The 12,514-nt window shown below is 73.1% G+C and carries 15 protein-coding genes; 5 read left to right on the top strand and 10 right to left on the bottom strand.

The window, feature by feature from the left end; all coding sequences use genetic code 11:
* Window positions 1–4 precede the first annotated feature (4 nt).
* Entirely contained in the window at window positions 5–1,714 is a 1,710-nt protein-coding gene (gene fakA, locus IE287_RS07485; RefSeq protein WP_229883324.1) for a DAK2 domain-containing protein, read from the bottom strand.
* Window positions 1,715–1,945: 231 nt separating this feature from the next.
* Between fakA and rpmB the strand changes: the two genes are divergently transcribed.
* A complete protein-coding gene (gene rpmB, locus IE287_RS07480) occupies window positions 1,946–2,131 on the top strand; it encodes a 50S ribosomal protein L28 (RefSeq protein ID WP_003957616.1) in 186 nt (61 codons plus the stop codon).
* Window positions 2,132–2,303: 172 nt separating this feature from the next.
* On the opposite strand, the gene thiD is transcribed toward rpmB, so the two are convergent.
* Both thiD and IE287_RS07470 read right to left on the bottom strand, forming a co-directional pair.
* The gene (gene thiD, locus IE287_RS07475) at window positions 2,304–3,110 is read right to left on the bottom strand and encodes a bifunctional hydroxymethylpyrimidine kinase/phosphomethylpyrimidine kinase (RefSeq protein WP_189848094.1); all 807 of its coding nucleotides are present in this window, start codon (window positions 3,108–3,110) and stop codon (window positions 2,304–2,306) included.
* On the bottom strand, window positions 3,107–4,069 hold the full coding sequence (locus IE287_RS07470) for a thiamine-phosphate kinase (protein ID WP_189848093.1): 963 nt from the start codon (window positions 4,067–4,069) through the stop codon (window positions 3,107–3,109). The genes thiD and IE287_RS07470 overlap by 4 nt, the downstream gene beginning before the upstream one ends.
* A gap of 233 nt (window positions 4,070–4,302) precedes the next feature.
* Here IE287_RS07470 and IE287_RS07465 point away from each other — a divergent pair, with 233 nt between their 5' ends.
* A complete protein-coding gene (locus IE287_RS07465) occupies window positions 4,303–4,536 on the top strand; it encodes an Lrp/AsnC family transcriptional regulator (protein ID WP_017947604.1) in 234 nt (77 codons plus the stop codon).
* A gap of 20 nt (window positions 4,537–4,556) precedes the next feature.
* Entirely contained in the window at window positions 4,557–5,045 is a 489-nt protein-coding gene (locus IE287_RS07460) for a DUF3515 domain-containing protein (protein ID WP_189848092.1), read from the top strand.
* A gap of 74 nt (window positions 5,046–5,119) precedes the next feature.
* Here the strand turns inward: IE287_RS07460 and IE287_RS07455 are convergent, their stop codons facing one another.
* The 3 genes from IE287_RS07455 to IE287_RS07445 all read right to left on the bottom strand — a co-directional run bounded on the left by IE287_RS07455 (window position 5,120) and on the right by IE287_RS07445 (window position 8,078).
* Window positions 5,120–6,259, bottom strand: a complete 1,140-nt coding sequence (locus IE287_RS07455; RefSeq protein ID WP_189848091.1) for a D-alanine--D-alanine ligase family protein — start codon at window positions 6,257–6,259, stop codon at window positions 5,120–5,122.
* A 68-nt stretch (window positions 6,260–6,327) separates the two neighbouring features.
* Entirely contained in the window at window positions 6,328–7,329 is a 1,002-nt protein-coding gene (locus IE287_RS07450; protein ID WP_189848090.1) for an NAD(P)H-dependent glycerol-3-phosphate dehydrogenase, read from the bottom strand.
* Entirely contained in the window at window positions 7,326–8,078 is a 753-nt protein-coding gene (locus tag IE287_RS07445) for a lysophospholipid acyltransferase family protein (protein WP_189848089.1), read from the bottom strand. The genes IE287_RS07450 and IE287_RS07445 overlap by 4 nt, the downstream gene beginning before the upstream one ends.
* 220 nt (window positions 8,079–8,298) lie before the next feature.
* Between IE287_RS07445 and cofC the strand changes: the two genes are divergently transcribed.
* Entirely contained in the window at window positions 8,299–8,946 is a 648-nt protein-coding gene (gene cofC / locus IE287_RS07440) for a 2-phospho-L-lactate guanylyltransferase (RefSeq protein ID WP_189848088.1), read from the top strand.
* Window positions 8,947–8,956: 10 nt separating this feature from the next.
* Window positions 8,957–9,166: a hypothetical protein gene (locus IE287_RS07435; RefSeq protein WP_189848087.1), complete on the top strand. Its 210-nt coding sequence runs from the start codon at window positions 8,957–8,959 to the stop codon at window positions 9,164–9,166.
* Window positions 9,167–9,237: 71 nt separating this feature from the next.
* On the opposite strand, the gene IE287_RS07430 is transcribed toward IE287_RS07435, so the two are convergent.
* The 4 genes from IE287_RS07430 to leuC form a co-directional block, all read right to left on the bottom strand.
* Entirely contained in the window at window positions 9,238–9,948 is a 711-nt protein-coding gene (locus IE287_RS07430; RefSeq protein WP_189848086.1) for an HU family DNA-binding protein, read from the bottom strand.
* Window positions 9,949–10,091: 143 nt separating this feature from the next.
* A complete protein-coding gene (locus IE287_RS07425; protein WP_189848085.1) occupies window positions 10,092–10,319 on the bottom strand; it encodes an SCO5555 family protein in 228 nt (75 codons plus the stop codon).
* Window positions 10,320–10,423: 104 nt separating this feature from the next.
* Window positions 10,424–11,017, bottom strand: coding sequence for a 3-isopropylmalate dehydratase small subunit (leuD, locus tag IE287_RS07420; protein WP_189848084.1), 594 nt, complete (start codon window positions 11,015–11,017; stop codon window positions 10,424–10,426).
* Window positions 11,018–11,023: 6 nt separating this feature from the next.
* Window positions 11,024–12,448 (bottom strand): 3-isopropylmalate dehydratase large subunit, encoded by a 1,425-nt coding sequence (gene leuC, locus IE287_RS07415; protein ID WP_189848083.1) that lies wholly within the window; start codon window positions 12,446–12,448, stop codon window positions 11,024–11,026.
* Window positions 12,449–12,514: the final 66 nt, after the last annotated feature.

The following is a 12,514-nucleotide window of genomic DNA, read 5'->3' as shown; positions in this document are numbered from 1 at the left end:
CCGGCTACTCGACGCCGATGAGGAGCGGCGGGGCGCCTTCTCCGGAGTGATACGTGACGGTGTCGACGGCCAGGTAGCCGCGGCGGACGTGGGCTTCGAGGGTGTCGGCGAGGCCGGGCGGGGTGCCGTCGGCGACGACGAGGGTGACGAGCTCGCCGCCGGCCTGGAGCATCCGGTCGAGGACCGTGCGGGCGGTGTCGGTGAGGTCCTCGCCGATGACGGCGACGTCGCCCTCGATGAGGCCGAGGACGTCGCCGGCCTGGCAGACGCCGGCACTGGTGAAGGACTGGCGTTCGGCGACGGCGAGTTCGGCGTAGCGCGTGGCGCCGGCGGCGGCGGTCATGGCGACGACGTCCTCGTCGAAGCTGCGCCCGGGTTCGTGGACGGCGAGGGCGGCGATGCCCTGGACGGCGGCCCGGGTGGGGATGAGGGCGACCCGGATGCCTTCGGCGCGGGCGCGTTCCGCGGCGCCGGCGGCGGCCGTCCGCAGCTCGGTGTCGTTGGGCAGCAGGACCACCTCGCGCGCGCGGGCGCGGCGGACGGCGTCGAGGAGCTCGTCCCCGGCGGGCGGTCCGCCGGGCCCGGTCCGGACGGTGGTGGCGCCGGCCTCGGCGCAGAGCCCGGCGAGGCCCTCGCCGGGGAGGACGGCGACGACGGCGCGGGCGGCCCGTTCCTCGCGCGCGGGGGCGGCGGTTCCCGCGGCGGGCCCGGGGGCCGGGACGGGGGCGGGCGCGGGGGCGGCGAAGTGGGTGATGCGGATCCGGTGGGGACGGCCGGCCTCGATCCCGGCCTCGACGGCGGCTCCGGCGTCGTCGACGTGGACGTGGACGTTCCAGAGCCCGTCGCCGCCGACGACGACGAGGGAGTCCCCGAGGGCGTCGAGCCGGGCCCTGAGCAGGTCGACGGCGGCGTCCTCGGCCTCCAGGAGGTAGAGGACCTCGTAGCCGGGTCCTTCGCCGTCGGGGCCGCAGGGCTCCCCCGCTCCCCCGGGCCCGGGCTCGGCGGCGGGCCGCGGCGCCGGGGCCCGCGGCGGCGGTTCGGGCGTCTCTCCGGTCACCGTCTCGACCAGCGCGCCGAGGACGGTCACCAGGCCCTGCCCGCCGGCGTCCACGACCCCGGCGCGGCCGAGCACGGCCAGCTGGCCGGGGGTGGCGGCGAGGGCGGTCCTGGCCCCGTCGTAGGCCCTCCTGGCCACGTCCGGGAGGGCTCCGCCGGCCGCGCAGTCCGCCGCCGCGGCGGCGGCGACGGTGAGGATGGTGCCGTCCTCGGGGTGGGCGACGGCCGCGCGGGCGGAGGCGGCGGCGGTGGCGAGGGCGCGGGCGAGGTGGTCGCCGTCGGCGCCCTCGGCGAGCACGCCGGCCATGCCGCGGAGCAGCTGGGACAGGATGGTGCCGGAGTTGCCGCGGGCGCCGAGGAGGGCGCCGTGGGCCATGGCCCGGACGGCGTCGGCGGTGTCGGGGGCGGAGGTGCCGAGGGCCCCGGGCGCGGTGAAGACGGCCTCGACGGCCCGGTGGGCGGCGTCGGCGGTCAGGTAGAGGTTGGTGCCGGTGTCCCCGTCGGCGACCGGGAAGACGTTGATGGCGTCGATCGCGGCCCGGTCCCGGCCGAGGGCCTCGGCCGTCCGCGCGCTCCACTCCCGGACCGCCCCTGCGTCGAGGACGAGGCGCTCGTCACTCCGGGCGATGTGGCCGGGGGGCTGCGGGGCTCGCGACAACGGGGGTCCTCCTTAGGCGGTGGAGCTCACCGCAGGGTAGACCGGGGGTTCCCGGACCCGGGGGCCGGGACGGGACGGGCCCGGACCGTGGTAGTTTCGTTCCACGGAAGCAGTCGTTGTATGCTGCTTCGGTTGCCCGGCACTCGCCGGGCCATCCCCGGCAAGCCACTTCAGACTCCTGATTCCGGTGCGCCGGATCTCACTGTAAATCTGAAGTCTTTGGAGTGACCCGTGGCTGCCAACTGCGACGTCTGCGGCAAGGGGCCGGGCTTCGGCAACAACATTTCGCACTCGCACCGCCGTACGTCTCGTCGCTGGAACCCGAACATCCAGCGTGTGCGTGCCGTGGTCGGTCGGACGCCGAAGCGGCTCAACGTCTGCACCTCGTGCATCAAGGCCGGCAAGGTCTCGCGCTAATCGCGACGTTTCCGTGTCGTAGCGCAGCCCCTGCGGTTGCCTTGAAAGGCCGGTCCACCTCGGTGGTCCGGCCTTTTGCCTTGCCCTGGTGACGGGCGGGCACGACCCGCCTCGCCCGCATCGGCGAAGGGCGGGGTCCGGCCTCGGGGGCCGGACCCCGCCCTTCGCCGTGTCAGCGGCGGTGTTCCCAGCCGTGGTCGACGGGGCCGATGCCCTCCCCCAGGGCGAAGCCCGCGGCGAGGGCCCCGGTGACGTACGCCTTCGCCTCCCGTACGGCCTTCGGGACGGGCAGGCCCTTGGCGAGTCCCGAGGCGACCGCCGAGGCCAGCGTGCAGCCGGTGCCGTGGGTGTGCCGGTTGTCGTGGCGGGGCGCGTACAGCCAGTGTTCCTCGGTGCCGTCGGTGAGCAGGTCCACGACCTCCGCGGCGTCGCCGGGGAGGTGTCCGCCTTTGATCAGCGCCCAGCGGGGTCCGTACGCGAGGATCGCGTCGGCGGCCCGCCGCATCCCCGCCTCGTCCTCGACCACGATCCCCGTGAGCTGCGTCACCTCGTCCAGGTTGGGCGTGGCGACGGTCGCGACGGGGAGCAGGGTGGCGCGCACCGATTCCAGGGCGGAGGCGGCGAGGAGCGGGTCGCCGTGCTTGGAGACGCCGACCGGGTCGACGACCACGGGCACCCCGGGGGTGCCGGCGAGGAGCGCGGCGACGGTCTCGACGAGCGGGGCGGTGGCGAGCATGCCGGTCTTGACCGCGTGGACGCCGATGTCGTCGACGACGGCCCGGTACTGGGCGCGGACGGCGTCCTCGGGGAGTTCCCAGACGCCGTGGACGCCGCGCGAGTTCTGGGCGGTGACGGCGGTGAGGACGCTCATGCCGTGGACGCCGAGGGCGAGCATGGTCTTGAGGTCGGCCTGGATGCCGGCGCCGCCGCCGGAGTCGGATCCGGCGACGGTGAGGACGAGCGGCGGGGCGGGGCTCACTCGGTCTCCCCGAAGTGGTCCCAGCCGCCGGCGCTGTGCCAGGGGGCGCCGTCGACGGTCACCTGGGGCAGCGCGGAGGGGGCGATGACCTCGCCGATGACCTTCCAGCGGGCGGGGAGCTTCACGTCGGGCGGGAAGGTGGCCACGATGGCGTGGTCCTCTCCCCCGGTGAGCACCCACTGGAGCGGGTCGACGCCGACGGCCTGGCCGATGTCGTGCATCTGGCTGGGGATGTCGATGAGTCCGGAGCGCAGGTCGATCCGGACGTTGCTGGCCTCGGCGATGTGCCCGAGGTCGGCGATCAGGCCGTCGCTGACGTCGCACATGGCGGTGGCTCCGAGCCCGGCGGCGGCGGGTCCGGCGTGGTAGGGGGGTTCGGGGCGGCGGTGGGCCTCGACGAAGGCGCGCGGGGAGCGGAAGCCGCGGGAGAGGACCGCGTAGCCGGCGGCGGACCAGCCGAGCCAGCCGGTGTAGGCGACGACGTCGCCGGGTTCGGCGCCGCCGCGGGTGACCGGGTCGTGGTTGCGGAGGTCGCCGAGGGCGGTGATGGAGACCATGATCGTGTCGCCGCGGACGACGTCGCCGCCGACCACCGCCGCGCCCGCGACCTGACATTCATCGCGCAGGCCGTCCATCAATTCGGTGGGCCAGGTGACGGGGAGTTCGGCGGGGACGACGAGGCCGAGGAGGAGCGCGGTGGGGACCGCGCCCATGGCGGCGATGTCGGCGAGGTTCTGGGCCGCGGCCTTGCGGCCGACGTCGTAGGCCGTCGACCAGTCGCGGCGGAAGTGCCGTCCTTCGAGCAGGATGTCCGTGCTGGCCACCACGCGCCGGTCCGGGGCGGAGACCACGGCGGCGTCGTCGCCGGGCCCGATCCGTACCGCCGGGGTGGAGGTGAGCCGGGACGTGAGCTCCCTGATGAGCCCGAACTCTCCCAGTTCTCCGACTGTGCCCTTCACCGCGTCTCACCTCGTGTCGTCGTGCCGGCCGGTGGGCGTCGGAGCGTCCGCTCCCGCCGCGGGTCGCGGGCCGTCACCGTGCTGGGTACCGTCAAGTTGACCGTCAACTTCCGTCCTGTGTACGCCACACCCCGGGCGCTCCGGAAGGCGCGGGTCTCCCCGTGGCTTCCGGCGACGCGGTACCGTGGCGTCTCTTTCTCCCACAAGATCCTCGTGGCCGCCCTGGAGGTTCCGTGGTACAGGCGTACATCCTGATTCAGACCGAGGTGGGTAAGGCGTCGACCGTCGCCGACACCATCTCCAAGATCCCGGGGGTGATCCAGGCCGAGGACGTGACCGGACCGTACGACGTGATCGTGCGGGCCCAGGCCGACACGGTCGACGAGCTCGGCCGCATGGTGGTCGCCAAGGTCCAGCAGGTGGACGGCATCACCCGCACCCTGACCTGCCCGGTCGTCCATCTGTAGCCCCCGTCTACCCTTGGCCGGTGACGTCTTCCCACCGGCCCCTCGGCCTGCCCGTCTCAGCCGCCGTCCTGCTGCTGGCCGTCACCGGCTGCTCCGCCGCCCAGGCGTCGGTGCCGGTGCCGACTCCGCCCGCGGCGGAGGCGGCGCTCTGCCGTGCGCTGGCGAAGGAGCTCCCGGACGCCGTGGCGGGGCAGGAGCGGAGCGATCCGTCGCCCGACTCCGAGCTGACCGCCGGGTGGGGTGACGGAGCGATCGTACTGCGCTGCGGGGTCCCCCGGCCCGAAAAGATGAGCGATCCGCAGGCGCAGGCCGTCTCCGCCGAGGGCGTGCGCTGGATGGTGGAGCCGTCCGGGGCCGCCAGCGGGCCGCGTTTCACCTCGGTCTACCGCGAGACGTACGTCGAGGTGGCGCTGGGCGAGCGGTACGCGCACGACATCGGGCCGCTGGTGGACCTGGCCGCCCCGGTGGCGCGCGCGGTGCCCTGCGCCCTGGAGCCCGAGTGCCGTTAGGCCGGGCCCGCCGGGCCCGGCGGGCCCGCCGGCGTCCCGTCCCCGGGTCCCGGGGACGGGGCCGCGGGCGCCGGCTAGCGCAGGCCCGTGGAGCGGGTCAGGGCGGCCTGGATCAGCCGGTCGACGAGCTCGGGGTAGCTCACGCCGCTCTCCTGCCACATGCGCGGGTACATGGAGATCGGGGTGAAGCCGGGCATGGTGTTGATCTCGTTGATGACGAAGTCGCCGTCCTCGGTGAGGAAGAAGTCGGCGCGGACCAGGCCCTCGCAGGAGACGGCCTCGTAGGCGGCGACGGCGAGGCGCTGGACCTCGGCGGTGGCCTCGTCGCCGATCGGGGCGGGCACCAGACCGGAGGCCGAGTCGATGTACTTGGCCTCGAAGTCGTAGAAGTCGTGGTCGGTGACCGGGGGGATCTCGGCGGGCACGCTGGCGCGCGGGCCGTCCTCGAACTCCAGGACGCCGCACTCGATCTCGCGGCCGCGCACCAGCGCCTCCACGATGATCTTCGGGTCGTAGCGGCGGGCCTCCTCGACGGCCTCGTCGAGGCCGGAGAGGTCGTCGACCTTGGTGATGCCGACGGAGGAGCCGCCGCGGGCGGGCTTCACGAAGAGCGGCCAGCCGTGGTCGGCGGCGAACTCGACGATCTTCTTGCGGGCCTCGGCCGGGTTGCGGTCCCACTCGCGCGGCCGGATCACCTCGTACGGGCCGACGGGCAGGCCGTAGGAGACGAAGACCCGCTTCATGTACTCCTTGTCCTGGCCGACGGCGGAGGCGAGGACGCCGGCGCCGACGTACGGGATGCCGGAGAGTTCCAGGAGGCCCTGGAGGGTGCCGTCCTCGCCGTAGGGGCCGTGGAGCATGGGGAAGACGACGTCGACCTGGCCGAGGGCCCGCGGCAGGCTGCCGGGCTCGTGGAGGACGACCTCGCGGTCGGCCGGGTCGACCGGGAGGACCACGCCGCCGGTCGCCGACTCGGCGAGCCGGTCGACGTCCGGCAGGGTGCGCTCGGCGATCGCCATCCGCTCGGGGGCGTCGGCGGTCAGCGCCCAGCGCCCCTCCCGGGTGATGCCGATGGGAAGCACGTCGTACTTGGTCCGGTCGATCGCCTTGAGGACGGCGCCGGCGGTGACGACGGAGATGGCGTGCTCCGAGCTGCGTCCGCCGAAGACGACGGCCACGCGCGGCTTGCGGGGGCTCTGGGTGTTCTCGCTCATATCACGATGAGCGTACCTTGCGGTGTCCGAACTCCTGAGCGCCCCGCTGACGGGCTCCCGCGTCCGGCTCAGCGGCGCTCGGGCTTGGCGCTGCGCGACATCAGTTCCTTGAGCGCGACCGTGGGCGGCTTGCCGTCGTGGACGATCGAGACGACCGTCTCGGTGATGGGCATGTCGACGCCGTGCCGGCGGCCCAGATCGAGCACCGACTCGCAGGACTTGACGCCCTCCGCGGTCTGCTTGGTGGCCGCGACGGCCTCCTGGAGGGTCATCCCGCGGCCCAGGTTGGTGCCGAAGGTGTTGTTCCGGGAGAGCGGCGAGGAGCAGGTGGCGACGAGGTCGCCGAGGCCCGCGAGGCCGGAGAAGGTGAGCGGGTCGGCGCCCATGGCGAGGCCGAGTCGGGTGGTCTCGGCGAGGCCGCGGGTGATCAGCGTGGCCTTGGAGTTGTCCCCGAGGCCCATGCCGTTGGCGATGCCGACGGCGAGGCCGATGACGTTCTTGACCGCGCCGCCGAGTTCGCAGCCGACGACGTCGGTGTTGGTGTAAGGGCGGAAGTACGGGGTCATGCAGGCGGCCTGGAGTCGCTGCGCGACCGACTCGTCGACGCAGGCGGCGACGGCGGCGGCGGGCTGCCGGGCGGCGATCTCACGGGCCAGGTTGGGGCCGGTGAGGACGGCGACCCGCTCGGCGGGGACGCCGGCGACCTCTCCGATGACCTCGCTCATCCGCTTGGCGGTGCCGAGCTCGATGCCCTTCATCAGGGAGACGAGGACGGTCTCGGGGCCGAGCGCGGGAGCCCAGGCCGCGAGGTTCTCGCGCAGCGTCTGGGAGGGGACGACGAGGACGGCGAAGTCGGCGCCCGCGGCGGCCTCGGCCGCGTCGGCGGTGGCCGTGATGCCCCGGGGGAGTTCGACGCCGGGCAGGTAGTCGGGGTTGGTGCGGGTGGCGTTGATGGTGTCGGCGAGCGCGGGGCGGCGGCCCCAGAGGCTCACCTCGCAGCCCGCGTCGGCCATCACCATGGCGAAGGCGGTGCCCCAGGACCCGTTGCCGAAGACGGCGGCCTTGGTCACTTGGTGCCTCCCTCGGCGGCCTTGCGGCGCTGCTCCTGGCGGGCGCGGCGCGGGTCGTACGGCTCCGCGGGGGCCTTCTCGCCGCGGACCTCCTCCAGGAGGGCGGTGATGGCGGCCATGATCGTCTCGGTGGCCTCGCGCAGCACCTCGGGGGTGGGCTCCAGGCCGTCGAAGCGGGAGAGGTCGACGGGCGGTCCGGCCTGCACGACGAGCGTCTTGCGCGGGAAGAGCCGGAACTTGTCCGTCTTGGCGTACGGCGGCATCGCGAGGTTGGCCCCCCACTGGGCCACCGGGATGACCGGGGCCTTGGTGAGCAGGGCCACGCGGGCGGCGCCGGTCTTGCCGGGCATGGGCCACATGTCGGGGTCGCGGGTGAGGGTGCCCTCGGGGTAGAAGGCGACGCACTCGCCCCGCTCGATGGCGTCCACGGCGGCGCGGAAGGCGTCCAGGGCGTTCGCGGTCTCGCGGTAGACGGGGATCTGGCCGGTGTTGGTCAGCATGGTGCCGACGAATCCGGCCTTGAAGAGGCCGGCCTTGGCCAGGAACCGGGGCACCCGGCCGGTGTTGTACTGGTAGTGCGCGTAGGAGAGCGGGTCCAGGTAGGAGTTGTGGTTGACCGCCGTGATGAAGCCGCCCTCGGCCGGGATGTGCTCCGTGCCGCGCCAGTCCCGCTTGAACAGAACCACCAGGGGGGGTTTGGCGATGACCGCCGCGAGGCGGTACCAGAAGCCGATTCTGCGGCGGGGCACTCGGGGCACCTTTCTCCGTGTCCTCATGGGTCCTGCTGAGTCCTGCTGCGTCCTGCTGGACCGGGCCGGGCCTGCCCGGTCCGCGCCTCCGGGCCTCGTCCGGCCTCGCCGGTTCCCGTCGGCAGGGGGTCAAGTGTCGCCCCGTGCTCCAGCTCTGTCGAGGACACCGTACGCCCCGGGGCCGGGGCCGTACCGCCGGGGCGGGACAGAATGGGCGGCGATGAACACGGATGCGGACGACGGCTGGACCCTGGTCGTACCCCTGAAGCCCCTGGCCCTGGCGAAGAGCCGGCTGGCCCCCGCCACGGGGGAGCTGCTGCGGCCCCGGCTGGCCCTGGCCTTCGCCGAGGACACGGTGGCGGCGGCGCTGGACTGTCCGGAGGTACGGGACGTGGTGGTGGTCACGGACGATTCCCTGGCGGCCCGGGCGCTGGGCGCGCTGGGGGCCCGGATCGTGCCGGACGCGCCGGCGGCGGGGCTGAACGCGGCGCTCGCGCACGGGGCGCGGGCGGTGCGGAGACGGCGGCCGCACGCGCGCGTGGCGGCGCTGAACGCGGATCTCCCGGCGCTGCGCCCGGTGGAGCTGGCGCGGGTCCTGTCCGCGGCCCGGCAATTCCCGAGGGCATTTCTCGCGGATGCCTCCGAAATAGGTACGACATTCCTCTCGGCGGCGCCGGGCGTGGAATTGGAACCGGCTTTCGGGGGTCCGTCGCGGCTCCGGCATTTGTCGTCGGGGGCGGTGGAAATCCGGCTGGCCGGGGTGGATTCGGTGCGCCGGGACGTGGACACCGGCGAGGACCTGGAGGAGGCGGGGGCGCTGGGGCTCGGCCCGCGGACGGCCGCCCGGCGGCCGGCGCCGGCCGGATAGGCTGCGGTCCATGCAGGCGACCGCGTACACGTACGACCCCGAGACCCGCAGCGGCAGCGTGCTGCTCGACGACGGCACCCCGGTGGGGTTCGGGGCGGAGGCCTTCGACGCGGGCGGGCTGCGGCTGCTGCGGCCGGGGCAGCGGGTGCGGATCGAGGCGGCTCCGGGCACCTCGGGCGCGGAGCTGCGGATCACGCTGGTGACCCTGCAGACCTTCTGAGGTGCCCGGGCGCGCCGCGGGCCGGGCTCCCGTGCGGAGAGCCCGGCCCGGCGGACGTGCGGTGACCCGTCCTACTTCTTGGCGGCGGCCTTCTTGGCCGTGGCGGTCTTGCGCGCCGTGGTCTTCTTGGCGGGCGCCTTCTTCGCCGTGACCTTCTTGGCCGGGGCGGTCTTCTTGGCGGCGGCCTTCTTGGCCGTGGTGGCCGTGGTGGCCTTCTTCGCGGCGGCGGCGGTGGTGGTCTTCTTCGCGGCCGCCGAGGTCTTCTTCGCGGCGGCGGCGGTGGTGGTCTTCTTCGCGGCCGCGGTGGTGGTCTTCTTCGCCGGGGTCGCCTTCTTCGCGACGGCGGCGGTGGTCTTCTTGGCCGGCGTGGCCTTCTTGGCGGCGGCCTTCTTGGCCGTGGTGGCCTTCTTCGCCGCGGCCTTCTTGACGGTGGCGGAGGCGCCGCCGCCGGTCAGGCTGCCCTTGGGGGCCTTCTTGACGGAGACCTCGCCGCCCTTGGGGAGCTTCTTCGAGCCGCTGACCAGGTCCTTGAAGCCCTGGCCTGCGCGGAAACGCGGAACCGAGGTCTTCTTGACCCGCACGCGCTCGCCCGTCTGGGGGTTGCGGGCGTAGCGGGCCGGACGGTCGACCTTCTCGAACGAGCCGAAGCCGGTGACCGAGACCCGGTCGCCGGACACCACGGCACGCACGATGGCGTCGAGCACGTGGTCGACGGCTTCGGCGGCCTGCTGGCGACCGCCCAACTTGTCGGCAATCGCTTCTACGAGCTGCGCCTTGTTCACGTCTTCCCCTTCGGAGACTTTGCCGGAACGAAACTGTTCAAGCGTTTTCGCACGTTAGGCATGTATATACCGCAAATCAAACACGAAACGGTCTAATCACCCTTGTGCCGCAACGCGGAAGTGCCGTTGCGGAGTTCCTGGCGTCAGTCGTCTTCAGGGAATCGGCCCTCATCGAGGTCCTTCATCAACCGGTCCAGACGCGTCGCCGCGTCCGCGAGATCGTGCTTCGCCGCGGCCGTGACGACCAGCAGCTTCCGGGACAGCGCCATCCTTACGCCCTCCGGGACTTGCAGTGTGCGCACCCGGGAGTGCGCTTCCTTCAATCGGGCGGCGACTGCCTCGTAGAGCTCGAGTTGGCTGTCGCGTTCCATGCACCGATTGTGCCATCTAGGGCGAGTTGTCGCCCGACGGGGTCTCAACAAGCGACTGCGCCCCCCACCGGAGGGTGGGGGGCGCAGTCTTGGAAAAGCGCTGCTCAGGCCGTAATTGTACGGGGCTTGAAGGACGGCCTCTCCGCCTCGTAGGCCGCGATGTCGCCTTCGTTCTGAAGGGTGAGGCTGATGTCGTCGAGCCCGTTCAGGAGCCTCCAGCGGGCGTTCTCGTCGAGCTCGAAGTCGGCGTCGATCCCGGGGGCCAGGACCTTGCGGGCCTCCAGGTCGACGGTGATCTCGACGGTCGGGTCGGCCTCGGTGAGCTCCCAGAGGGCGTCCACCGTCTCCTGCGGCAGGACGACGGTGAGCAGACCGTTCTTCAGCGAGTTGCCGCGGAAGATGTCGGCGAAGCGGGCCGAGATGACGGTCTTGAAGCCGTAGTTCTGGAGCGCCCAGACGGCGTGCTCGCGGGAGGAGCCGGTGCCGAAGTCGGGGCCGGCCACCAGGACCGTGGCGCCCTGCCGCTCGGGGCGGTTGAGGACGAACTCGGCGTCCTTGCGCCAGGCCTCGAAGAGGCCGTCCTCGAAGCCGTCGCGGGTGACCTTCTTGAGCCAGTGCGCGGGGATGATCTGGTCGGTGTCGACGTTGCTGCGGCGCAGCGGGACGGCCCGGCCGGTGTGCGTGGTGAAAGCTTCCATGGTTCCTCAGACCCCCGCGGTGGTGACGGCGTCGGACAGGTCGGCCGGGGAGGCCAGGTGGCCCAGTACGGCGGTGGCGGCGGCGACCTGGGGGGAGACCAGGTGGGTGCGGCCGCCCTTGCCCTGCCGGCCCTCGAAGTTGCGGTTGGAGGTGGACGCGGAGCGCTCACCGGGGGCCAGCTGGTCGGGGTTCATGCCCAGGCACATGGAGCAGCCGGCGTGCCGCCATTCGGCCCCGGCGGCCTTGAAGACCTTGTCCAGGCCCTCCTCGACGGCCTGCAGGGCGACCCGGACGGAGCCGGGGACGACCAGCATGCGGACGCCGTCGGCGACCTTGCGGCCCTCCAGGAGGGAGGCGGCGTTGCGCAGGTCCTCGATGCGCCCGTTGGTGCAGGAGCCCACGAAGACGGTGTCGACCTTGATGTCGCGCAGCGGCTGCCCGGCGGTCAACCCCATGTACTCCAGGGCCTTTTCGGCGGCGAGGCGCTCCGAGGGGTCCTCGTACGAGGCCGGGTCGGGGACGTTCGCCGAAAGCGGGGCGCCCTGGCCGGGGTTGGTGCCCCAGGTGACGAAGGGGGCGAGCGCGGCGGCGTCGATGACGACCTCGGCGTCGAAGACGGCGTCCTCGTCGGACCGCAGGGTCTTCCAGTAGGCGACGGCCGCGTCCCAGTCCTCGCCCACGGGGGCGTGCGGGCGGCCCTCCAGGTAGTCGAAGGTGGTCTGGTCGGGGGCGATCATGCCCGCGCGGGCACCGGCCTCGATGGACATGTTGCAGATGGTCATGCGGGCCTCCATCGAGAGTTTCTCGATGGCGGAGCCCCGGTACTCCAGGACGTAGCCCTGGCCGCCGCCGGTGCCGATCCGCGCGATGATCGCGAGGATGAGGTCCTTGGCGGTGACGTCGGCGGGCAGCTCGCCGTCGACGGTGATCGCCATGGTCTTCGGGCGGGCCATGGGCAGCGTCTGGGTGGCCAGGACGTGCTCGACCTGGCTGGTGCCGATGCCGAACGCCAGACCGCCGAAGGCGCCGTGGGTGGAGGTGTGGGAGTCGCCGCAGACCACGGTCATGCCGGGCTGGGTCAGGCCCAGCTGCGGTCCCACCACGTGGACGACGCCCTGCTCGACGTCGCCGAGCGGGTGGAGCCGCACACCGAACTCGGCGCAGTTCTTGCGCAGGGTCTCCAGCTGGGCGCGGGAGACCGGGTCGGCGATCGGCTTGTCGATGTCGAGGGTGGGGGTGTTGTGGTCCTCGGTGGCGAGGGTGAGGTCGAGGCGCCGGACCTGGCGGCCGTTCTGCCGGAGGCCGTCGAAGGCCTGGGGGCTGGTCACCTCGTGCAGCAGGTGAAGATCGATGAAGAGGAGGTCGGGCTCGCCCTCGGCGCGCCGGACGACGTGGTCGTCCCAGACCTTCTCCGCGAGTGTCCTACCCATCGCTTTCCCTCCGGCCGGCGGCTGCGCCGGCACCACTAGAGACCGTTGTGCGGTCCGTTGTGCGGC

Origin of the sequence: Streptomyces omiyaensis, assembly GCF_014650895.1 — a bacterium.
Lineage (GTDB): Bacteria > Actinomycetota > Actinomycetes > Streptomycetales > Streptomycetaceae > Streptomyces > Streptomyces omiyaensis.
This window is presented reverse-complemented; position numbering and strand designations above follow the sequence as displayed.

Bases quoted from the DNA above. Each gene is read 5' to 3' on its own strand.
- IE287_RS07455 (WP_189848091.1), bottom strand. From the start codon at position 6,259: ATGAGCGAGAACACCCAGAGCCCCCGCAAGCCGCGCGTGGCCGTCGTC.
- cofC (WP_189848088.1), top strand. From the start codon at position 8,299: ATGAACACGGATGCGGACGACGGCTGGACCCTGGTCGTACCCCTGAAG.
- IE287_RS07435 (WP_189848087.1), top strand. From the start codon at position 8,957: ATGCAGGCGACCGCGTACACGTACGACCCCGAGACCCGCAGCGGCAGC.
- IE287_RS07425 (WP_189848085.1), bottom strand. From the start codon at position 10,319: ATGGAACGCGACAGCCAACTCGAGCTCTACGAGGCAGTCGCCGCCCGA.
- leuD (WP_189848084.1), bottom strand. From the start codon at position 11,017: ATGGAAGCTTTCACCACGCACACCGGCCGGGCCGTCCCGCTGCGCCGC.
- leuC (WP_189848083.1), bottom strand. From the start codon at position 12,448: ATGGGTAGGACACTCGCGGAGAAGGTCTGGGACGACCACGTCGTCCGG.